Annotated in this window: 15 protein-coding genes; 13 read left to right on the top strand and 2 right to left on the bottom strand. The window is 47.4% G+C overall.

What is annotated here, in order from left to right; all coding sequences use genetic code 11:
• Window positions 1–24 precede the first annotated feature (24 nt).
• Complete coding sequence (locus tag ACF8PK_RS06710; RefSeq protein WP_055466007.1) at window positions 25–1,821, bottom strand: ABC transporter ATP-binding protein; 1,797 nt, start codon at window positions 1,819–1,821, stop codon at window positions 25–27.
• A gap of 88 nt (window positions 1,822–1,909) precedes the next feature.
• Here ACF8PK_RS06710 and ACF8PK_RS06705 point away from each other — a divergent pair, with 88 nt between their 5' ends.
• The 3 genes from ACF8PK_RS06705 (at window position 1,910) to prc (ending at window position 5,133) form a co-directional block, all read left to right on the top strand.
• Entirely contained in the window at window positions 1,910–2,383 is a 474-nt protein-coding gene (locus ACF8PK_RS06705; RefSeq protein WP_004726007.1) for a GAF domain-containing protein, read from the top strand.
• 99 nt (window positions 2,384–2,482) lie between these two features.
• Complete coding sequence (gene proQ, locus ACF8PK_RS06700; RefSeq protein ID WP_004726006.1) at window positions 2,483–3,112, top strand: RNA chaperone ProQ; 630 nt, start codon at window positions 2,483–2,485, stop codon at window positions 3,110–3,112.
• A gap of 17 nt (window positions 3,113–3,129) precedes the next feature.
• Window positions 3,130–5,133, top strand: a complete 2,004-nt coding sequence (prc, locus tag ACF8PK_RS06695; RefSeq protein ID WP_055466008.1) for a carboxy terminal-processing peptidase — start codon at window positions 3,130–3,132, stop codon at window positions 5,131–5,133.
• A gap of 53 nt (window positions 5,134–5,186) precedes the next feature.
• Here prc and ACF8PK_RS06690 read toward each other — a convergent pair whose 3' ends face one another.
• Window positions 5,187–6,017, bottom strand: a complete 831-nt coding sequence (locus ACF8PK_RS06690) for an HDOD domain-containing protein (protein ID WP_004726004.1) — start codon at window positions 6,015–6,017, stop codon at window positions 5,187–5,189.
• A gap of 280 nt (window positions 6,018–6,297) precedes the next feature.
• Between ACF8PK_RS06690 and ACF8PK_RS06685 the strand changes: the two genes are divergently transcribed.
• The 10 genes from ACF8PK_RS06685 to ACF8PK_RS06640 all read left to right on the top strand — a co-directional run bounded on the left by ACF8PK_RS06685 (window position 6,298) and on the right by ACF8PK_RS06640 (window position 23,377).
• Entirely contained in the window at window positions 6,298–6,972 is a 675-nt protein-coding gene (locus tag ACF8PK_RS06685) for a hypothetical protein (protein ID WP_004726003.1), read from the top strand.
• A gap of 205 nt (window positions 6,973–7,177) precedes the next feature.
• Window positions 7,178–9,784, top strand: a complete 2,607-nt coding sequence (gene pepN / locus ACF8PK_RS06680) for an aminopeptidase N (protein WP_392440591.1) — start codon at window positions 7,178–7,180, stop codon at window positions 9,782–9,784.
• Window positions 9,785–9,826: 42 nt separating this feature from the next.
• Window positions 9,827–10,045 (top strand): DUF2835 domain-containing protein, encoded by a 219-nt coding sequence (locus tag ACF8PK_RS06675; RefSeq protein ID WP_081454431.1) that lies wholly within the window; start codon window positions 9,827–9,829, stop codon window positions 10,043–10,045.
• Between the two features lie 188 nt (window positions 10,046–10,233).
• Complete coding sequence (locus ACF8PK_RS06670) at window positions 10,234–15,075, top strand: NAD-glutamate dehydrogenase (protein ID WP_392440590.1); 4,842 nt, start codon at window positions 10,234–10,236, stop codon at window positions 15,073–15,075.
• Between the two features lie 73 nt (window positions 15,076–15,148).
• Complete coding sequence (gene pyrD, locus ACF8PK_RS06665; RefSeq protein ID WP_004725999.1) at window positions 15,149–16,159, top strand: quinone-dependent dihydroorotate dehydrogenase; 1,011 nt, start codon at window positions 15,149–15,151, stop codon at window positions 16,157–16,159.
• A 187-nt stretch (window positions 16,160–16,346) separates the two neighbouring features.
• Window positions 16,347–16,889 (top strand): cell division protein ZapC, encoded by a 543-nt coding sequence (locus ACF8PK_RS06660; RefSeq protein ID WP_392440589.1) that lies wholly within the window; start codon window positions 16,347–16,349, stop codon window positions 16,887–16,889.
• Window positions 16,890–17,359: 470 nt separating this feature from the next.
• Window positions 17,360–19,483, top strand: coding sequence for a bifunctional 23S rRNA (guanine(2069)-N(7))-methyltransferase RlmK/23S rRNA (guanine(2445)-N(2))-methyltransferase RlmL (gene rlmKL / locus ACF8PK_RS06655; RefSeq protein WP_392440588.1), 2,124 nt, complete (start codon window positions 17,360–17,362; stop codon window positions 19,481–19,483).
• Between the two features lie 12 nt (window positions 19,484–19,495).
• Entirely contained in the window at window positions 19,496–19,738 is a 243-nt protein-coding gene (locus ACF8PK_RS06650) for a glutaredoxin family protein (RefSeq protein ID WP_081454430.1), read from the top strand.
• Complete coding sequence (locus ACF8PK_RS06645) at window positions 19,716–21,632, top strand: ABC transporter ATP-binding protein (RefSeq protein ID WP_392440587.1); 1,917 nt, start codon at window positions 19,716–19,718, stop codon at window positions 21,630–21,632. Before ACF8PK_RS06650 ends, ACF8PK_RS06645 begins: the two co-directional genes overlap by 23 nt.
• On the top strand, window positions 21,632–23,377 hold the full coding sequence (locus tag ACF8PK_RS06640) for a DUF3466 family protein (protein WP_392440586.1): 1,746 nt from the start codon (window positions 21,632–21,634) through the stop codon (window positions 23,375–23,377). Before ACF8PK_RS06645 ends, ACF8PK_RS06640 begins: the two co-directional genes overlap by 1 nt.
• Window positions 23,378–23,505 lie beyond the last annotated feature (128 nt).

Raw genomic sequence — 23,505 nt, 5'->3', positions numbered from 1 at the left:
CTCGCTCGAGTGACAAAGTCACTGTTAGGCGTGCGATTGAATGGAACCGTACAATGTCTGATACAAACCTTCTTGTTCAACCAGCTCTCCATGTGTACCGGATTGACTCACTTTCCCGTCTTCCAGCACGTAGATCAAATCGGCCTGCTTCACTGCAGAGAGGCGGTGCGCCACAATCAGTGTGGTTCTGCCTTGCAGGAACTCCGTTAGCGCTTTATGCAGCGCGGCTTCGGTAGCGGTATCGAGTGCCGAGGTCGCTTCATCCAAAATGACAAATTTCGGATTGCTGAGCACCATTCGAGCAATCGCCAAACGTTGGCGTTGCCCGCCGGACAAACGGATGCCGTTGCGCCCAATTTGAGTGTCGAGCCCCTGATTCAGTTTGCTTATCACATCCTGCATCTGTGCGATTTCTAATGCGCGCCACAAGGACAGTTCATCGTAGTCGCTACCAAGGGTGAGATTATGCCTCAAAGTATCATTGAAAAGTACAGGTTGTTGCAGCACAACCGCGATCTGACTGCGAATCACATCAAAACTGATGTCGTCGCACGTCTCGCCGTTATAGCGAATTTCCCCGGAATTGGCGCGATACACGCCGATCAATAGCTGGATTAAGGTGGATTTCCCGCCACCGCTGGCACCGACTAAGGCCACTTTCTTACCGGCGGGTATGATGAGTGACAAATCGTCCAATACGTTGTGTTCGCCATCGTAAGAGAAATCGACGTGCGAAATCGACACATCCACTTCACGGTCATCGGTAAAGGGGTTGACCTTGCTTGGTGGGCGATGTTCTTCTTCTAGTTGGAGTAAATCGTTGATGCGATTCAAGGCAGCTTTGGCGCTGTACCACGAAAACTGAATGCCCAAAAGCTCTTGCACAGGGCTGAGCATGAACCACAGATAGCCAAACACGGCAAAAATCTGGCCAATGGTCAGGTCGCTAAATACCACCATCAGCATGGCAACGGCGCGAAAGAGCTCGAAACCTAATAAGAAGAGGAGAAACGAGAGACGACCGGCAGCTTCGGATTGCCAAGCGTACTTATCGGCATGACGACGTACCGCATCAGCGTTGGCTGTCAATTGTGCGAGAAACTCACGCTCTTTGTTGGCAGCGCGCAACTGATAAATACCGTCCAGCGTTTCAACCAAGCGATTTTGGAAGCGCTCAAATGCTTGGTTTTCACGTTTCTTGAGGTGTTTCACTTTGCTGCCCAGCTTGCGCGAGAAATAAATCACAATCGGGTTGACCAGCAAAATAAACAGGCCTAAACGCCATTCCAGCCAAAGCAAAACAATCGCAGTGCCAATCACCGTTAAGAAACTGATGATGAATTTACTCAGCGTGGTGCCAATAAACTGATCAATCGTTTCAATATCGGTAATGAGATGCGCATTGATCCCGCCACTGCCGCGGGTTTCATATTGTTTTATGCTAATGCGCCCCAATTTATCAATCATCTTGCTGCGCATTTGGAAGGTGATGGTTTTTGACACCAGCGTAAATTGGCGGTTTTGCACGATATTGAGCAGTTGGCTGGCCGCACGCATGAGTACCACCAGCAACAGGGTAAACATGATGTAGCCAGTTGGCGTTTGCCACGCGGTTGGCAACCAATGGTTCATCACCGCTAAGCCGGTTCCGGGTTGATTGAGGAGCACTTCATCAACCATGAGCGGCATCAGCAGCGGGATCGGTACGCTGATTAAAGTTGCAACGATCGCGATCGCATTCGCGTACAACAACTTAGACTTATGTTTTTTAACTTGAGTTATGAGCCAAGAACGGCTAATAGTGTCACTGGTATACGTCATTATAATGAGAATGCATCCTATTTAACTTCTGGGTGCCATTTTACGTAGAACCGTTAGTGAAGTCTTTATTTTTCAATTGGAAGTTAGTATGAAAGTAGAACATTACCACCGCTTAACCAAGCAAGCTGTTGCGTTATTGGAGTCTGAACCAGACATGATCGCCAACTTGTCGAACTTAAGCGCACTGCTCAACATGGAATTAGAAGACCTGAACTGGGTCGGCTTCTACCTGATGCGAGACGGTGAGTTGGTATTGGGCCCGTTCCAGGGTAAGCCGGCCTGTGTGCGTATTCCTGTCGGACGTGGTGTCTGTGGAACGGCTGTTGCCACAAATTCTGTACAACGTGTGTATGATGTTCACGCGTTTGAAGGACATATTGCCTGTGATGCGGCAAGCAATTCTGAGATTGTTATTCCGTTTTCGATCAACGGCGAAGTCATGGGCGTGTTGGATATTGACAGTCCAACTGTTGGCCGTTTTTCAGAAACTGATGAAGAAGGGCTCACGTTTTTGATGACTGAAGTAGAAAAGCTGCTTAATTCACAGGCGAACAAGGCATAAATTGGCCTTTGCCTGTGGTTTTTCGTAGTCAGGTCACTATAATACCGAACATATTTATACTAATGCTTCGCGGACCAGCCGCATCAACCAGGAATCCTCATGGAAAACACTGAAAAGTTAAAAAACAGCAAAGAAGTGATTGCGTACATTGCTGAATGTTTCCCTAACTGCTTTACTTTAGAAGGTGAGGCAAAGCCTCTAAAAATTGGTATTTTTCAAGATCTTGCTGATCGTCTTAATGAAGACTCTAAAGTAAGCAAAACTCAACTTCGTGCAGCGTTAAGACAGTACACCTCATCTTGGCGTTACCTGCACGGCGTTAAAGCTGGTGCGGTTCGTGTCGATCTAGATGGTAATGCATGTGGCGTATTGGAAGAGCAACATGTAGAACACGCAAAAGCGGCGTTGGCAGAGAGCAAAGCTCGTGTTGAAGCCCGTCGTAAAGAGCAAGGAAAAAAGGTGCGTGAAGACGCGAAAGCGAAGCCAAAGGCAGCAAAAAAACCTCAGGCTCGTCGTCCTCAACAAAAATCAGCACCTAAAGCGGATAAAAAGCCAGTTGAAACGCGTGCTTTGACTGCAGACGAACTAAACGTCGGCAACGAAGTGAACGTGAACATGGGCAAAGGCAACATGGCTGCGACCATTGTTGAAATCAATAAGGAAGATGTGCGTGTTCAACTCGGCAACGGCCTGCAAATGGTTGTGAAAGCGGAGCACCTGCGCGCATAAAGGAGAAATTCCTACGCATGAAATGCCGTTCAAAGATATCTCTGATTGCTGCTAGCCTTTGGCTAGCAGCCTTTTCAGCTCAGGCTCTCGAAGCCACAATTCATAAAGAAGATCTTCCTCTTCTTGCTCCTGAAGTTCAGCATGAAACGGCGAGCAAACGAGTGACTTCCCGTTTTACTCGTTCTCATTACAAACATTTCAATCTCGACGATCAATTCTCTCAAGCGATTTTCGAACGTTACATCGAAATGCTGGACTATAACCGTAACCTGTTTACCCAAGCGGATATCGATTCTTTCAAAGATTGGTCGATGCAGTTGGATGACCAACTGAAGGTCGGGAACAACCAAATCGCCTTCGATCTGTACAACCTATCGATGGAAAAGCGTTTTGACCGTTTCCAATACGCCCTCACACTGCTTGATCACGAAATCACGTTTGATACCGACGAATCAATTGAGCTTGATCGCTCAAAGGCAAGTTGGCCGAAAGATCAGGCGGAAGTGAATGAGTTATGGCGCAAGCGTGTGAAATATGACGCGCTGAACCTGAAGTTAGCCGGTAAAGAGTGGCCAGAGATTAAAGAAACCTTGGCCAAACGTTACAACAACGCCATCAAACGTCTGACGCAAACGCACAGTGAAGATGTGTTCCAACTTTACATGAACGCATTTGCGCGCCAAGTCGATCCGCACACCAGTTATCTGTCACCTCGTAATGCTGAACAATTCCAATCGGAGATGAACCTTTCTCTGGAAGGGATCGGTGCGGTATTACAAATGACCGATGATTACACCGTGATTCGTTCGCTGGTGGCTGGTGGCCCGGCGTCCAATAGTAAACAGTTGGGTGAAGGCGACCGCATTATCGGTGTGGGTCAGGACGGCGAAGATGTTGTTGATGTGATCGGCTGGCGTTTAGACGATGTCGTGCAATTGATCAAAGGTCCGAAAGGCACCAAAGTGAAGCTGCAGATTCTGCCTGAGGGCAAAGATGCAAAAAGTCACGTTGTCACAATTGTTCGAGATAAGATTCGTCTTGAAGACCGCGCTGTCAAATCAGAAGTGATTGAGAAAGACGGCAAGAAAATCGGCGTGCTTGAAGTCCCGAGTTTCTACGTTGGCTTATCGCAAGATACCGACAAGCTGATCACCGAGCTGAAAGCGAAGAACGTGGATGGCATCATTGTTGACCTGCGCAACAATGGCGGCGGCGCATTGACAGAAGCCACCGCATTATCTGGCCTGTTTATTACCAGCGGCCCAGTGGTGCAAGTGCGTGATAGTTACGGCCGAGTGAATGTCAACAGCGATACCGATGGCAAAATCAGCTACACCGGTCCGATGACCGTGTTGGTGAACCGATACAGTGCATCCGCTTCAGAAATTTTTGCTGCGGCCATGCAAGATTACGGTCGTGCGATCATTCTGGGTGAAAACTCATTTGGTAAAGGAACCGTGCAACAGCACCGTTCACTAAATCATATTTATGATCTGTTCGATAAAGAACTGGGTTATGTGCAATACACCATTCAAAAGTTCTACCGCATTGATGGCGGCAGTACACAGAATAAAGGTGTGATTCCGGACATTGCGTTCCCAACTGCAGTTGATGCTGCGGAAACGGGCGAGAGTGTGGAGCCGAATGCACTGCCTTGGGACAGTATCGACAAAGCCAAGTATGAGAAGCTACACGATTTCCACACGCTGATCAGTACGTTGAATACAGAACATCAGGCGCGTATCGCGAAAGATCGAGAGTTTGGTTTTATTCAGCAAGATATTGCGAAATACAAAGCTGAAAAAGATGATAACTTCTTATCTTTAAACGAAAAAGTACGCAAAGAGCAGAGTGATAAATCAGATCAGGAACGTTTAGCACGTATCAATACTCGTCAGAAAGCGATGGGTAAAGAGACGTACAAAGCGTTGACGGATGTGCCGAAAGATTACGAAGCGCCCGATGCGTATTTGGATGAGTCGGTTTCGATCATGGTCGATATGATCAAACAATCGAAATAAGCATAAATAAAAAGCGGGCTGTTGAGCCCGCTTTTTTTATGCGCGTGATTCAACTATACCTGCACCATGTGTATCGCTAAGTCGCGGCCGTTGCCACGGATGCGATCGATGGTGCCGGAGAATTTGGCGGAAATACTCAAAAGACGTGAATCTGGGTGCTGCGCTAAAAATTCGTACTTCTTCATGTCATCGCTAAAGCTATCCCAATGATCGTTAATCGAGCGGGCGAAGTGCAATATGGTCGCGAGTTTTGGAGACACTTCTGCTTCACGTGGCTCATTGAAATGTTCAATGGCGTCCGCCATTTCTTCTGGAAAATTCCAACTGCGCGCCAAACGTGCGCCAAGAGTCGGGGAGGACACATCCAAAATCTCTTCTTGAATGGCGAAAGGGTCGCCGCCCGCTTCAATTTTCTGATTAATGGCCGCCGCGTGTTCCGGAACCAAGGTATGAATCATCAGTTCACCAATGTTGTGCAGTATACCGGTGGTGAAGACTTCGTTGCTGTCCATGCCGACTTCTGCCGCGAGTTTGCTTGAAATGACAGAGACTTCAAACGTGTCAGTCCAGTATTTTTCCATATCTAAAGTCGTGATGTGGGGGAAGGCGCTCGATAACACCGATGCGACGACTAACGTTCTGACCGGCCCGGTGCCGACGCGAATCAAGGCATCGTTGACGGTGGCGACGGTTTTATTGCCACCGAAATGCGCCGAGTTGGCCATGCGCAACAATCGGGCACTGAGCACTTGATCCATTTCGATCTTGTGTGCCAATGCGTGAAAGTCGACATCGTCTTGGTTGACCATTTCTAACAACTCATGCAACAGGCTTTGAATGCGAGGGAGTTCATTTAAGCGTGAAATTAAAGCTGTCTGACTCATGTTTGTCGTCTCCTTGAAGATTACGTGTTCTGACTATAGTTCACACGATGACAATAAGACAATGTCGATTTAACATTGCATTAACAGATTTCGCATGAGTACATTGCGTTTAAAACTCCGCGAGAAACAATGCATTTTAACGATGAAGGGTGAAAGAAATGCCAAGGAGTAACTTTCAAAAAAGTCGTTGAAAAGACTGATTATTGTGATTGAATTCAAATAATTTAGCGTTATTCGCGTGGAAGTCCTAAGCTTAAAGAAAAAAGTGAGGGGAAGCGCAATGAAATGGATCATGATGATTTTCGCTTGTCTGAGCTTGGTTTCTACCAGCCCAGCGTTTAGCGTTACGGATTCAAATAGCAAAGATTTAACACAATTTGATCAACCGTTTTTGCTCGGTGACTGGTACTTGGTGAACCCAAACCCGGAAGAGTCACGAGAGAATTTTCTAGCGATCAAACTCAATTTTTCGTCGGATTACACCTTTGCCATCGACATTCAAAAGAAAGATTACAGTGTTGATCATTGGGAGGGGATGTTTGCGGCCAACAACGACACGATTATTCTTGGCCTCAATTCGGATGAACCGCAAGTCTACGAGTATAAAGGCAATCATAATTTACTCCACCTCAATGGTGTGACGTTTACCAAAGCGTTGTCGAATGCACTTGCGGGCATTTGGTCGAGCACCTCGTTGTCGGGAAATGACTTGTCAGCAGAAAGTATCCAAAGTGTCGATCTGATCTTGCAGCCTGATTTTGTGTTTCTGTTTCGAGCCAGTGGTGACAATGGCACCGAGGCGATTCATCGTGGTGTTTACTATACCGAAGGGAACCATTTGGTTTTGATGTACGAAGATGGTGAACACGATACGCGTTATACCTTGAACCAGAATCAACTGACGCTGGAAGTGGAAGACGGGTCGATGTTCGCGGTGATGGATCGGATTCGTTAGCCAGATGGCAGAAAGCCTGTCAGGCCTACATCAATTAGGGAATTGTGTTATTTCATTTGTTCTACCTAGCCATTTAACGAGGTATTTCGCGTAAATACCTCGTTTTTTCTTTTCAGGGGTTGTTATTGGCACCAACAAGCCTAAGATCTGTAACACCAAGTAATTGGATATCGTCACATTTCATTACGTCAAAAGGATTCCGACAATGGCTCAAACTCCACAGGCCAAGTACCGTAAAGATTATAAAGCGCCTTCCCATTTGATTTCAGATATTGAACTCACTTTCGATCTTCATGACACGGCGACTACCGTGACTGCTGTGTCTCAAGTGAAGCAGCAAGGAGAAACTGCAACGCTGACTCTGGATGGCGAAGGGCTGGAATTAAAAGCGCTGCAAGTTAATGGCGCCGATTGGCAAGATTACACGTTGCTGGAAGCGGGCATTGAAATTCGCGCGCTGCCAGAAGTGTTTGAACTCACTATCATCACGTTAATCAATCCAGAAGCGAACACCGCGCTGGAAGGTTTATATAAATCAGGTGGTGCATTCTGTACTCAGTGTGAAGCCGAAGGTTTCCGCCGCATTACTTACTACCTCGACCGTCCAGACGTTCTGGCGAAATACACCACCACCGTTATTGCGGATAAAGCACAATACCCATTCTTGCTCAGTAACGGGAACAAAGTTGAACAGGGTGAAGCAGAACAGGGTCGTCACTGGGTGAAATGGCAAGATCCACATCCAAAACCTGCATATCTGTTTGCCTTAGTGGCTGGCGACTTTGATGTACTGCGCGACAAGTTTGTGACCCAATCGGGCCGCAATGTAGATCTGGAAATTTTTGTCGACAAAGGCAATTTGGATCGCGCACATCATGCCATGGCGTCGCTGATCAATGCGATGAAATGGGATGAAACCCGTTTCGATCTTGAATACGACTTGGACATCTACATGGTTGTGGCCGTTGATTTCTTCAACATGGGCGCGATGGAAAACAAAGGTCTCAATATCTTTAACTCCAAGTACGTGCTAGCCAACGATCAAACCGCCACCGACACTGACTACCTTGGCATTGAAGCGGTGATTGGTCATGAATACTTCCACAACTGGACAGGGAACCGCGTGACCTGTCGCGATTGGTTCCAACTGAGTTTGAAAGAGGGGCTGACCGTCTTCCGCGATCAAGAATTCTCTTCAGATCTGGGCTCTCGCGCGGTCAACCGAATCAACAATGTCCGCATCATTCGTGGCCCGCAATTTGCCGAAGATGCGAGCCCGATGTCACATCCGATTCGCCCGGATAAAGTGATCGAGATGAATAACTTCTACACCTTGACCGTATATGAAAAAGGCAGTGAAGTGATTCGCATGATGCATACTTTGCTGGGTGAAGCGGGTTTCCAAAAGGGCATGAAGCTTTACTTTGAACGTCATGATGGTACGGCGGCAACGTGTGAAGATTTCGTTTCAGCCATGGAAGATGCGTCTGGTGTTTCTCTGAAACAATTCCGTCTTTGGTACAGTCAATCGGGCACACCAACGGTGAAAGTGAGCAGTGAATACGATGCAAATGCGCAGACCTACGCGCTGACCATCGCACAGCACACCGAACCGACACACGAACAGAAAGAGAAACAACCACTACACATTCCGTTCGATGTGGAACTGTACACTAAGAAGGGCGACGTTATTCCGTTACAATGTCACGGAAAGCCCGTGGCGAATGTCCTGAATGTGACAGAAGCTACACAAACGTTTGTGTTTGAAAACGTGGTTGAGCAGCCGATCCCTTCATTGCTGCGTGAATTCTCAGCACCAGTCAAACTGGAATACAACTACAGCGATGAAGAACTGACGTTCCTGATGGTTCACGCAACCAATGAGTTTGCGCGTTGGGATGCGGGGCAAATGTTGCTGGCGAAATACATTCGTGCCAACGTTGAAAACGTGCAGCAGGGCAAGCCCGTGGCATTGTCTGAAGCGGTCGTCGATGCCTTCCGCGGTGTGTTGCTGAGTGATGTTCTGGAGCCTGCGTTTGTGGCGGAAATGTTGTCGCTGCCGAGCCACAATGAAGTGTCGGGTTGGTACAAACGTGTCGACGTTGATGCCATTGCTCAGGTGCTGAAAGCAACCAAAGTAATTTTGGCGACAGAACTGCAAGATGAACTGAGCGCCACCTATCACACGTTGAAACAAGCCGATTACACCATTGAACACGCCGCGATTGGTCGCCGCGCGCTACGCAACACCTGCTTGGCTTATTTGGCTTACACAGCCCAAGGCAACGAGCTGGTGAGCGCGCAGTATACTCAAGCGAACAACATGACCGATACCATTGCGGCGATGTCTGCCGCGAACTCGGCGGGTCTTGCGTGCCGCGAAGCCTTGATGGCAGACTACAGCGACAAGTGGAAACACGATGGTTTGGTGATGGACAAATGGTTCGCGCTGCAAGGGTGTAACCCAGCAGACAATGCGCTGGACGTGATCAAGCAAACCATGAACCATGAAGCATTCAGCCTGAAAAACCCGAACCGTACTCGCAGCCTGATTGGTTCATTCCTCAGTGCTAACCCAGTTCGTTTTCATGCCAAGAGTGGTGAGGGTTACCGCTTTGCAGGCGAGATCCTGCGTGAGATGAACAGCAGCAACCCACAAGTGGCATCTCGTTTGATTGATCCACTGCTGAAATTCCGCCTGTATGATGATGAGCGCCAAGCCATGATCAAAGCAGAACTGGAAGGGTTGAAAGCGATGGATAACCTCGCTCGCGACCTGTTCGAGAAAGTCAACAAAGCGCTCGAAAACTAAGGGACACCAAGGTGGTACTTCGGTACCACCATTTTTTAAAGCATGAATCACTATTTCTTTTCTCTGAACATCTCTTACCAGTCGTTTTTGTCACACTATTCTGGGGCCGCGAGTACCGTTTTAGTGTTAACAGAAAGTGGCTTGCGTCTCCAATTACCCGCCGCAAAATTCCGCCCATTTCTTAGTCAAATTGGTGTGAAAGGTCGATTTCGTCTAACAACTGACCAAAACAATAAGTTCCTAAAGTTAGAAGTTCTGTGAGTTCGTGATTTTGCAGTAATTTAAATAGGTACCTTAGTCACATTCTCAGACATTTCACCTCCTACCAGCCGCAAAACCATTAACTTTTTATCAATAAAGCTTTTACAATAGCTCTGCATTACCAAGCGTAAGCTCTATGCTTACTGCATACCCTACAAAGCACATAATTCTAATCTTTGGAGTCGCCTATGACCGCGCGTGAAAGTTTAATGCCGGTTCTGCTTGAAAAAGTGTATCAACTGATTCAAGACAAACTTGAGCTTGCTCAACAACCCCTCGTCACCCAACTCGCACAACACCTGTTTAGTAATGTCGCACAAGACGATTTGATCGAACGAAATGAATCCGACCTATACGGAGCCGTCGTCAGTCTGTGGCATCACATCAACGAGAAAAAACCGGAAGAACGCTCTGTTCGAGTGTTTAACCCAACGGTGAGTAAACAAGGTTGGCAATCAACCCACACCATCGTCGAAATTGTGGTTCCGGATAGCCCGTTCCTTGTTGACTCCATCAAGATGGCATTGAGCCGTCTGGATCTGACCTCGCACCTAATGCTCAATGGCCCGACTCAAATCGCGCGTCATGCCGATGGTACAATCAAAAGCATTAACGAAGGTGAAGGCCCGCTGCAGTCTTTGTTCCATTTGGAAGTCGACCGACTCAACAGCAAAGAAGAGATGACCGCACTGAAGGATGAGTTGCTGGATATTCTGAGCGATACCGCACTGGTGGTTCAAGATTGGAAACCGATGGCGAATCAGTTGGATCAAGTGATCGCACAACTGGAAGCGAAAAAAGATCGTATCCCCGTGGATGAGGATCGTTACGATGAAACGTTGAAGTTCCTCCGTTGGCTTGGGGATCATAACTTTACGTTCATGGGCTACAAAGAATTTGATTTGGTTAACGTGGAAGGCGATACCGAGCTGCGCCCAACGAAAGAAGCGGGCATGGGTCTGTTCTCTGACGCGAAACGTGTGCGCAACGTGAAGTTGTCTAACTTCCCTGATTCAGCGCGTTTGGAAGCGAAAAAGCCATTCTTGCTGATTTTGACCAAAGGTAACAAACAGTCTCGCATTCACCGCCCGGCGTATACCGACTACATCGGCATCAAGAAGTTTGATGACAACGGCAAAGTGATTGGTGAGCACCGCTTTACCGGCCTATACACGTCGGCCGTGTATAACCAAGCGGTGGAAAGCATTCCGCTGATTCGCGAAAAAGTAGAACGTATTCTGCATGCCAGCGGCTACCGCGTGGGTTCATACGCGTACAAAGCGCTGCACAATATTCTGGAAAACTACCCGCGTGATGAACTACTGCAAGCGCGTGAAGAAGACTTACTGGAAGTGGGTATGGGCGTGGTACAGATGCAGGATCGTGACCTGATCCGTCTGTTCGTGCGTAAAGACCCGTTTGGCCGTTTCTTTAGCTGCATGGTGTATGTGATCAAAGAGCGTTACAACACAGAACTGCGCCGCCAGACACAACGCATTCTCAAGCATTATTTTGGTTGTCAGCAAGAAGTGGAATTCACCACGTATTTCTCTGAAAGCCCGCTGGCCAGAACGCACTACATTGTTCGTGTGGACAACAACAGCATGAACGTCGATGTGAAGAAAATAGAGCAGAACTTAATGGAAGCATCAACAACTTGGGATGATCGTTTGTCTGAAGCGATCGTGGCAAACTTTGGCGAAAGTAAAGGTCTACCGCTTTCAAAAGAGTATCTGCATGCTTTCCCACGTTCTTACAAAGAAGATGTGATGCCAGGTTCTGCGGTTTCTGACATTGAAAGCTTGGAAGCGTTGAACGAAAACAACAAACTGGGCATGTTGTTCTACCGCCCGCAGGAAGAGAAGAAAGACTCAAAAGCGGTTCGTCTGAAACTATATCACCGCGATGAGCCTATCCATTTGTCGGATGTGATGCCGATGTTGGAAAACCTCGGCCTGCGTGTCATTGGCGAATCACCATACGAAGTCGTGAAATCTAACGGCCAGACCTACTGGATCCTAGATTTCTCCATGCTGCATAAGAGCGACAAAGAAGTGGATCTTCGCGAAGCACGCGATCGTTTCCAACAAGCGTTTGCCGCAATCTGGAATGGTGACCTAGAAAACGACGGCTTCAACCGTCTGGTACTGGGCGCATCATTGACGGGGCGTGAAGTCTCTATTCTACGTGCGTACGCCCGTTATATGCGTCAGGTCGGTTTCCCATTCAGTCAACAATACATCGAAGAGACACTGAACCATTATCCAGATCTGGCGAAAGGGCTGGTGGAACTGTTTGTTCGTCGTTTTGATCCGAAATTCAAAGGGGCACAAAAAGGTCAAACGGATCTAGTCACCAAACTGACCGCGCAATTGGATCATGTGGAAAGCCTCGATGACGATCGTATTTTGCGTCGTTACATGGAAATGATCGCAGCCACACTGCGTACCAACTACTTCCAGCTCGATGAAGACAAACAGCCGAAACCTTGGTTAGCGCTCAAAATGAAACCGAGCGACATTCCAGACATTCCGGCACCCGTGCCAGCGTTTGAGATCTTCGTGTACGCACCGGATATCGAAGGGGTGCACTTGCGTGGTGGTAAAGTCGCGCGTGGTGGTTTGCGTTGGTCTGACCGTCAAGAAGACTTCCGTACCGAAATTCTGGGCTTGGTGAAAGCACAACAAGTGAAAAACACCGTGATCGTTCCTGTGGGAGCGAAAGGTGGCTTTGTGTGTAAGAAACAATACCTGTACACCACGCGTGATGAGATCTTCGCCGAAGGTCAGCGCTGCTACAAACGCTTTATCCGCGCGCTGTTGGATGTCACGGACAACATCATTGAAGGTGAATTGATTGCACCGAAGAGTGTCGTTCGACACGATGAAGATGATCCGTACTTGGTGGTTGCAGCAGATAAAGGTACGGCAACGTTCTCGGATTTGGCCAACTCAGTCTCGGCGGAATATAACTTCTGGTTGGGGGATGCGTTTGCATCCGGCGGCTCAAACGGCTACGACCATAAAGCGATGGGCATCACCGCGAAAGGTGGCTGGGAATCGGTAAAACGTCACTTCCGTGAAATCGGGATTGATTGTCAAACCACAGATTTCACTGCGATTGGTATCGGTGATATGGCTGGCGACGTGTTTGGTAACGGTATGTTGCTGTCGAGACATATTCGTCTGCAAGCCGCGTTCAACCACCTGCACATCTTTATCGATCCAACACCAGACGCTGCCAGCGGTTGGGAAGAGCGTCAACGCTTGTTCAACTTGCCTCGTTCAAGCTGGGAAGATTACAACGCGAAACTGATTTCGAAAGGCGGCGGCATTTTCTCGCGTAAAGCGAAATCCATCACGCTAAGTCCTGAAATTCAGAAAATGTTGGGGACGAAGAAGGCCTCGGTTGCACCGAACGATCTGATTAAGATGATCCTGAAAATGGATGTGGATCTGTTGTGGAACGGCGGTATCGGCACGTACGTGAAATCCTCTGCAGAAACGCACACCGATGTGGGCGACCGTGCCAATGATGCGCTGCGTATTGATGGTCGTGAGCTGAACGCGAAGATTGTCGGTGAAGGCGGTAACCTCGGTATGACACAACTGGGTCGTGTGGAATACGCGTTGACCGGCGGTCGTGTCAACACCGACTTTGTTGATAACGTGGGCGGTGTTGACTGCTCTGATAACGAAGTGAACATTAAGATCTTCCTCAATGGTTTGGTTGCCAACGGTGACATGACGATCAAACAGCGCAATGTGATTCTTGAATCGATGGAAGATGAAGTGGGCGACATTGTTCTCGAAGATGCTTACACCCAGTCTGAATCAATCTCGGTGACCGAGCAGCAAGGTGTGGGTGTGGTGAAAGAGCAGATTCGCTTTATCCATCACATGGAAAAATCGGGTCATCTCGATCGCGCTCTGGAATATATCCCTGACGATGAAACACTGCTGGAACGTGAAAAACAGGGCATGGGATTAACCCGTCCTGAGCTCGCGGTCTTGGTCGCGTACGGCAAAATGGTCTTGAAAGAAGACCTGGCGTGTGAAGACATCGCCAATGATGACTTCCATGCCACTCAATTGGTGAAATACTTCCCATCTGAGTTACGTCGTAACTTCTCAGATCAAATGAAGAATCACCCTCTGCGTAAAGAAATCATCGCAACAGCGCTTGCAAATCAGATGGTTAACGAAATGGGCTGTAACTTCGTGACGCGTCTGCAAGAAGAAACGGGCGCGAATGCCGTTGATATCGTGAATGCTTACGCCGCGGCGCGTGAAATTTACGGTTTGGGTGCGGTACTTGAACAAGTGCGTACGCTCGACAACAAAGCAACAGCGCATGCGCAATACGATGTGATGTTCCATGTTCGTCGTACACTGCGCCGTTTGTCGCGCTGGTTCCTGCGCAATCGTACAGGAAAACAATCGGTTCAAGCACTCATCGACAGTTACCAATCGGATGTGAAAGCCATAGCGAAAGATTTGGATCAATTGCTAGTGGCTGATGAAGTAGCTGAACATAAAGCGATGGCGCAGGTGTGGGCTGAGCAGGGCATTGATGCAGAATTGGCTAATTATGTAGCACGTTTGTCGAGCTTGTACTCAGTACTGGATATATCCACAGTGTCCCGTGAAAAAGGTAAATCGGTGGAACAAACGGCCAAGCTGTACTTTAACTTGGGCGACCGTTTATCACTGCACTGGTTCCTGAAGCAGATCAATGGTCAAGCGGTCGATAACAACTGGCAAGCTTTGGCTCGCGCAGCGTTCCGCGAAGATCTCGATTGGCAACAACGCCAGTTGACTGCACAAGTGTTGAACTGTGCGTGTGACCCAGAGAAATTGGACGTGATGAAAGCGTTGGAAGAGTGGATTGAAAACAACGAGGTGTCACTGCATCGTTGGGAAAACATTCTTAACGAATTCAAAGTCGGTACGGTTCATGAGTTCGCGAAGTTCTCGGTTGCGATGCGAGAATTGATGCTCCTCAACTTAAACTGCCAGGCGGCGGAATAAGCATTGAATTGTTAGATAAATACGTCAATAATAACGCCCCGTTTATTCGGGGCTTTTTTCTTTTGGAGGCACAATGCTTTACCGCTTAGCCAGAGCTGGCTTTTTTCAACTGGATGCTGAAAAGGCGCATGAACTCGCCATTCAAAACTTCAAACGTTTCACTGGTACTCCTCTCGATCTCTTCTATCGTCAACACCTTCCAAACCGTCCTGTAGAATGCATGGGATTAACATTCAAAAACCCTGTTGGTTTGGCCGCTGGTCTGGACAAAAACGGCGAATGTATCGATGCGTTTGGTGCAATGGGTTTTGGCTTTGTCGAAGTCGGTACAGTGACACCACGTCCTCAACCGGGCAATGACAAACCGCGTCTGTTCCGATTGATCCCGGCTGAAGGGATTATCAACCGCATGGGCTTTAACAACGAAGGTGTGGATCACCTTGTTGAGAATGTTAAAAAAGCAAATTACGACGGCATCATCGGCATCAACATCGGTAAGAACAAAGACACGCCGATTGAAAAGGGTGCTGACGATTACCTGATTTGTATGGACAAAGTATATCCATACGCTGGTTACATTGCGGTCAACATTTCATCCCCCAACACACCTGGGCTTAGAACGCTGCAATATGGTGACGCATTGGATGAACTGTTGGCAGCACTGAAAGAACGACAGTCAGAACTTGCCGAGAAACATGGCAAGTACGTTCCACTGGCGCTGAAGATCGCGCCGGATCTGAGTGATGATGAGATCAAACAGATCTGCCAATCGTTGCTGAAGAACAAGATTGATGGCGTCATCGCAACCAACACCACATTAGACCGTTCTTTGGTTGAAGGCATGAAAAATGCCACCGAAGCGGGTGGGTTAAGTGGTCGTCCTTTGCAATCCCGCAGTACCGAAGTGATCAAGTGCTTGTATCAAGAGCTGGGGGATGACATTCCAATTATCGGGGTAGGCGGTATCGATTCTTATGTCGCGGCAAAAGAAAAACTGATGGCCGGTGCGAAACTGGTTCAGGTTTACAGTGGATTTATTTTCCAAGGCCCTAAATTGGTCAGCGATATCGTCAAAAACCTGTAATTGACGACAATCAACTGGCGTTCATCACCCGTTGTCAAAAGTGACAAGGTGACAAACAGAGGAAATGAGATAATCATTTCCTCTTTTTTTTTGATTTTCCGTTCTTAGAATTACAACTATTCGTTGGCAAAGGTAATTAAGCGTTTTACCTAATCGTTTGATAATTCGTAAATTGAGAGTCGGAACAATGCTTAAACCAAGTGACAAATGGAATTGGTACTACTCAGTTAGCGAAGGCTATTTGATGCTAGACCTAGGCGAGGAGATGGTGTTCCGCACGAATCTCAGCCGAAACCTATTAGTCGATTGCGCTTTTTCTGAAAACCATTTTACTGTCGACGATGCCTCAGATTACCAAACCTACAAAGAACGCATCAGTTGCTTAGAAATGAGCGAACCGCGCCGTGTCGAGCTGGCACTGTATTGTGTGGCGGCAAAGCGCTTCCACAAGCCGGTTCAGCCTAAGAGCTGGTTCTTTGATTATCAGGGTGGGGATGTCGCACCGGAAGAGGGTGACATGGTCAGTTTGGTTAATGGGTACAATCAAGGTTATTTTATCGTGCTCGAAGTGGGCGATAACGCGAGTTTATGTGCATTGGTCGATTTACAGGCGTTTGTATTAAACGGTTCTAAATCGCTCGAATTCGGTCAGGTCATTAAAGTGATGCATGACCGTATGGCCAACGCCAACCATCTTTTCGTATCAGAGCCAATGGCTTTGGTCGGTTAAACTTTCCCTAAGTTAATTTCGTTCTTTTTTCATTTCCCATCGGCGCAAGCCGATTTTTTTTGCCTCAAATTCCTTCCCAAGGACAGCTTGCTTGCCAAGTTGGGACGTCTTACGCCTGAGATTTACCCCTGAATCGAATATTTTTTATGACAAAAGTGACGAGTCATTCACCGGTATTCGGGGTGAATTCCCCTTAAATATTCCGCTTTTGGTGGGTTTTGTAATAAATTTACAGTGTAAAAGTTGGTCTGGTATAGTCCAATTTGAGTGTGAATAAATACTCACTTCGCCGTTAGCGCAGATGAAGTCGTATCAATGATGAAGGAGTGAGGTTGGGGAGAACGTGGCAGCTTGGTTGTTGGATGAATCACCACTTAACGGGCTTTTTAATGAAATGATTCGTTTAGATTTAGGAATGGCCTGCATTGTCAGTTATAATCTGAAGCCATTTTTACCAGTCAAAGAACACTATGAATCAGTATCTAGCGGTTACCTCTAACGGTCTTGAGAACCTATTAGTCGAAGAATTAACAAATTTAGGAATTTCCGATGCCAAGCCTGTTCAGGCAGGGGTGAAATTCAAAGCAACCAATGAGCAAATCTACCGTTGTTGCTTATGGAGCCGTCTTGCTTCTCGATTCGTACGTGTCGTGGCGGAGTTTAACTGCCAGAACGATATGGACTTGTATCTGTCAACCACGGCGATCAACTGGGTCAATCACTTCCATAGCTCTAGAAAGTTTGTGGTTGATTTCAACGGCACCAACCGTGAAATTCGCAACAGTCAATACGGTGCGATGAAAGTCAAAGATGCAGTCGTGGACTGTTTTGAAAAGAAAAATCTCCCACGTCCGTCGATCAGTAAAGATCGTCCAGATCTTCGAATCCATGTTCGCCTTCACAATGACAAAGCACTGCTTGGTATTGATATGGTCGGCGGCGGCTTGCACATGCGTGGCTATCGCCCAGAATCAGGTAAAGCACCGCTTCGTGAAACGCTAGCGGCTGCCATTGTGATGCGTAGTGGCTGGAATGAATCAAAACCGTTGCTTGACCCGATGTGTGGTTCGGGAACGTTGCTGATTGAAGCGGCAATGATGGCAGCCAATATCGCGCCAGGACTGAAGCGTGAGAAATGGGGCTTTGAAGCGATTGAAGACTTTGATGCCGAGCTGTGGGCGACCATTAAATCGGAAGCGAGCGTGCAAGCAAAACGTGGCGCCAAGAAAGTTGACACTAAGTTTTATGGCTTTGATAACGACACGCGCGTGATCCAAGTGGCTAAAGATAACGCCCGCCGCGCTGGTGTGAGCGACCTCATTGAATTTAACGTTGGCGATGCGGCTAAATTGACGCGTCCTGCTGGTTTCGAGAATGGTGTGATTATCTGTAACCCGCCTTACGGTGAACGTTTAGGAACGCATCCTGGCCTGATTGCGTTGTACACCGCATTTGGCGCGCAACTGAAAGCACAGTTTGGCGGATGCCAAGCCTCAATCTTCTCTAGTTCGGATGAATTGCTCGCTTGTTTGCGTATGCGTGCTGAAAAGCAGTTCAAATTAAACAATGGTGCGTTACCGTGTCACCAAAAAAACTACAGTATTGCGGTACGAGCGGAATCTGAATTGACGGAAGGTCGTCAAACATCGCTGGTTGCACCAGACTTCGCCAATCGCTTAAAGAAAAACATCGGTAAGATTGGTAAATGGGCGAAACGTGAAGGGCTAGACTGTTACCGCATTTATGATGCGGATCTGCCGGAATACAACGTGGCGATTGACGTTTATTTGGATCATTTGGTGATTCAGGAATACGCGGCGCCGAAAAGCATTCCTGAAGAGACTGCGAAACGCCGTCTGACGGATATCATTCGTGCTGCCATTCAGGTCACGGAAATTGATGCAAACAAAGTGGTACTGAAAGTTCGCGAGAAGAAGAAAGGAACGTCTCAGTATCAGAAGCTCAGTCAGCAATCTGAAACCATGTACGCTCAAGAATACGGCGTCAAACTGATTGTGAACCTGTATGACTACCTTGATACCGGTCTATTCCTTGACCACAAGCTGACTCGTCGTCGCTTAGGTCAAATGGCGAAAGGCCAGGATTTCCTCAACTTGTTTGCGTACACCGGCTCTGCCACCGTGCATACGGCCTGTGGTGGCGCGAAATCGACCACAACCGTCGATATGTCCAAAACCTACCTTGATTGGGCCAAAGAAAACATGGCGCTGAACGGTCAAGTAGGTCGCCAGCATCAATATGTTCAAGCGGACTGCTTGCAATGGTTGGAGAAGGCGACTGGTCAGTATGATTTAATCTTTATCGACCCACCGACGTTTTCGAACTCGAAGCGTATGGAACAGTCTTTTGACGTTCAGCGTGACCACATTCAGCTGATGACGAATTTGAAACGTATTCTTCGTCCAGAAGGCACGATTGTATTCTCCAACAACAAGCGTCACTTCAAGATGGATATGGAGCAGATGGAAGCGCTCGGTCTTGAAGCGCAGAATATCTCCTCGCAAACATTGCCATTGGATTTCGAGCGCAATAAACACATTCACAACTGCTGGCTTGTGACGCACAAAAAATAACAGGGCACGGATGTGATAACTCTCTATAGCACGGAAGGCTGCCATTTATGTGAAATGGCGTATGACTTGCTTAAACAAGTTCAGCTCACTCAACAGGTTAACATCGTCGACATTGCGTTCGACGATGTACTGTTTTCTCGTTACGGGGTCACAATCCCCGTACTTTCCTATCAGAATTCAGAGCTGAATTGGCCTTTTGATATCAACGAATTAACTCAATGGTTGGAAAATAATGGCATTAATTACCATTCATAACGGGTTGCTGGCATTTGGTGATCACCCATTGCTGGACCATGCAGATTTCGCACTGCAAGAAAATGAACGTGTTTGTCTTGTGGGCCGCAACGGAGCCGGTAAGTCGACACTGATGAAAGTCTTGGCAGGGGAAACCCTGATGGATGACGGCAAAATACAGGTGATGCAGGATGTTGTCGTTTCTCGCCTTGAGCAAGACCCACCTCGCGATCAGGAAGGCAATGTGTACGATTACGTTGCTGGTGGTTTGAAAGAGGTCGGTGAACAACTCAAGATCTATCAAGATCTGCTGGATCTGGTGGCGGTCGAACCCACGGAATCCAACATTAAACGTCTTGCGAATATTCAAGAGCAGCTTGAGCATGCTGGCGCATGGCGATTTGAAGACCGAATCAAGAACGTCCTGAGTGCACTGAAGCTTGATGGTCACACGAAATTGACCGAACTTTCCGGTGGTTGGCAACGTAAAGCTGCATTGGCGCGTGCGCTGGTCTGTGACCCAGATGTGTTGCTACTCGATGAACCGACCAACCATTTGGATGTGACAACGATTGAGTGGTTAGAAGGTTTCCTGAAGGATTTCCGCGGTTCAATCATCTTCATTTCCCACGACCGTGCGTTTATTAAATCCATGGCGACACGTATTGTGGATTTGGATCGTGGTCAGTTGAATTCGTTTCCTGGGAACTACGAAAAATACCTCGTGGAAAAAGAAGAGCAGCTGCGAATTGAAGAGATGCAGAATGCGGAGTTTGATAAGAAACTGGCGCAGGAAGAGGTATGGATTCGTCAAGGCATCAAAGCGCGTCGTACGCGTAATGAAGGTCGCGTTAGAGCACTGAAGAAGCTGCGTGAAGAGCGCGGTGAGCGTCGTGAAGTGCAGGGCAAGGTGAACCTACAAATCGATGATGCGGCGCGTTCAGGCAAGATTGTCTTTGAGGCGGAACATTTACAGTACGCGATTGACGGCCAGTCCATCGTTCAGGACTTTAGCTTTAACATCATGCGTGGCGATCGCATCGCCCTTGTCGGTCCAAATGGGTGCGGTAAGAGTACCTTGCTGAAATTACTGCTGGGTGAACTTCAGCCGGATTCAGGTCGTTTGCATTGCGGTACCAAGCTTGAAGTCGCGTATTTCGACCAATACCGCGAAGTTCTGGATCCAGAAAAGTCGGTGATTGATAACCTGGCTGATGGGAAGCAAGAAGTGACCGTGGGCGGACGTCAACGCCATGCATTGAGTTACCTGCAAGATTTTCTGTTTGCACCAAAGCGCGCACGTACGCCAGTGAAAGCACTGTCCGGGGGTGAGAAAAACCGCCTGCTGTTAGCGCGTATTTTCCTCAAGTCGAACAATTTATTGGTGCTTGATGAACCAACGAACGATTTAGATATCGAAACCTTGGAACTTTTGGAAGATTTGCTTGCCAATTACCAAGGCACGTTATTGTTAGTCAGCCACGACCGTGAGTTTGTTGATAATACCGTGACGTCGAGTTGGATCTTTGAAGGCGATGGTGTCATTGAAGAGTTTGTTGGGGGCTATCACGATGCTCAACAACAACGACAGCAAGTTCTTCAGTACCGGAACGCTGAAAAAGTAATCAAAGCAGAGAAAGTGGTTGAGGAATCTCCCAAAACCGCGCCTTCGAAGCCTAAGTCTAAGAAGTTATCTTATAAACTGCAGCGCGAACTAGAAACTCTGCCTGTGAAACTCGAAGAATTAGAAGCTGAGATTGACGCTCTGCAGGAACAGGTGAATAGCCCTGACTTCTTTGGTCAGCCTGTAGAGGCAACACAACCCATTTTAGACAAGTTAGCTGCCACTGAGCAGGAGCTTGAAATTGCATTTGAGCGCTGGGAAGAGCTCGAGGCAATGCAACAGGAAAGTTAATGAAACCAATGAGTAGTAACACTTTTAAACTGACCTTCATCACCGCCGCGATTGTGTCATCGACCACTGCGTCCGCAGCTTTGTATCAAGTCGTCGAAGTGACACCAAGTACAACGTATTCTTACAAGAGTAGCTTTGGTGTTGCGATTCAACCTGCAGTGACAGATGATGCCGAAGATAATTGTTTTAATAGCGCAACAATCACTGGTCACGGCGGCAAAAGTTGTACCGATTATATACTTGCTGGTGAAACCCGTTCGTCTGAAGTGAACGCCGGTGAGGCGGTCGACGGTTTGAGTTTCCGAGAAGAAGCGCCGTTTGGTATGGATAACGCCTTCATATATATTCAGGATTCGGATGACTTCGAAAATTATTGTGATGTTCAGTTGCGTTATGCCACTTGTGACACGTGGGCATCGATACGCTGGAATCTTTGGAGTAATGAGATCTCAGGTGTTTCGGATATCAATTCAATTGCATTCACAGGCAATTCTGCAACAGGTTCTCCTGTAGACGAAAGTTACAACGTGGTGGTAAACAGTCTCGATAATTTAGGCGAACCGATTGGTATCAAATTGGCTCAAGGTGATGTTTCTGTTTTCCGCCGCAATACTGTAGAAGCTTTAGCTGATAACATTACAACTAACAGCTATCTGCAATCTCGCGCATGGAAAACGGATGATACTTATACCGTAGGTAGTGTCTCCACTTCTGTATCTAATACAAATGGTACCTACTATTCATCAAAAGCGGCAATGTGGAGTAGTGATGGTTTAGTTCAGGTGGCTTGGCCGAGCAATACACAAGTTTATGACAACAGTACTATTGCTCAGGGCAGTTTTCGTGATTTTGTAATCGATGATGATGCAGATGAGACCATTTATGCAGTAGGCTATAACAGTTTTTATAGTAATCGTAACTATATGGAAGCTAGCATATCTAAGGTTGCTAAAGCTGATTTCGTTTCACCGTCTAACTGGATTACGGTCGGTATAAATAAGGCTAAAGTTTATTCGAATGGTGGAACAGATGGCGAGCACGTGTATTCCAACACACTATTGACCTCTGTAAACAGCAATTTAATTGCAATCGGCGAGGCCAAGCGTTGGGGAAGAACACCTTACAATGGTGCAGCTACAACTCGTTTGTTTATTGTACCGGATGTTTCTGTATCATCACCTTCAGCGACTTTTTTCTCTGGGGGCATTTTTTTTGATGGCGCTGGTGGTAAAGCCGGAGGCATTAATAATTACAATGAAATTGTGGGCCAAATCGATGCTGAATCTACCCGTGAGGTGAATGGTAAGCCGCGTCGTAAGCGAGGATTTATCTATCCATATGATGCAGATGGCACGGATTCTGACCGCAGAGCAGTCTTCAACAATAAAGCTTGGTGGTTAGATAATCTAACCAATGGTCCGGCTCCTGATTCCAGCTCGGTGGACGTATCAGGAAACAACCAATACCGTATCATTGATGCCACTGACATCAACGATGCCGGTGTGATTTCTGCAACCGCGTTGAAGTGTGAGAACGGTTACGATACCACCGCATATAATGCGACGTGTGGTGGAGGCAGCAAAGATGAGACAACGGTTGCTGTCAAACTGGTGCCAATTCCAGGCGCCACGAGCAGCAATATTTTAGCCCGTGGCACAGATGAAACAACGACTGAGCGTAGTGGTGCAGGTGTTGGTCTGTGGATGTTGGCTGTACTAGGTTTCCTCGGGTTCCGTAGAAAATAGTAAATTTTTGTCAAACGAAGCACAAGTTCACAGATCTGGACTTGTGCTTTTTTTTGGCTTGATGAAGGTGGTTTTTTGAGCAATTCTTAATGGTGTGGTCATGGAAATGCCACACGATTTTAATAGTT

The organism is Vibrio sp. CJQ_6, from assembly GCF_043106745.1.
Taxonomy (GTDB): domain Bacteria; phylum Pseudomonadota; class Gammaproteobacteria; order Enterobacterales; family Vibrionaceae; genus Vibrio; species Vibrio furnissii.
The sequence above is the reverse complement of the archived record's forward strand: the minus strand, read 5'-3'. Positions and strand labels throughout refer to the sequence as shown.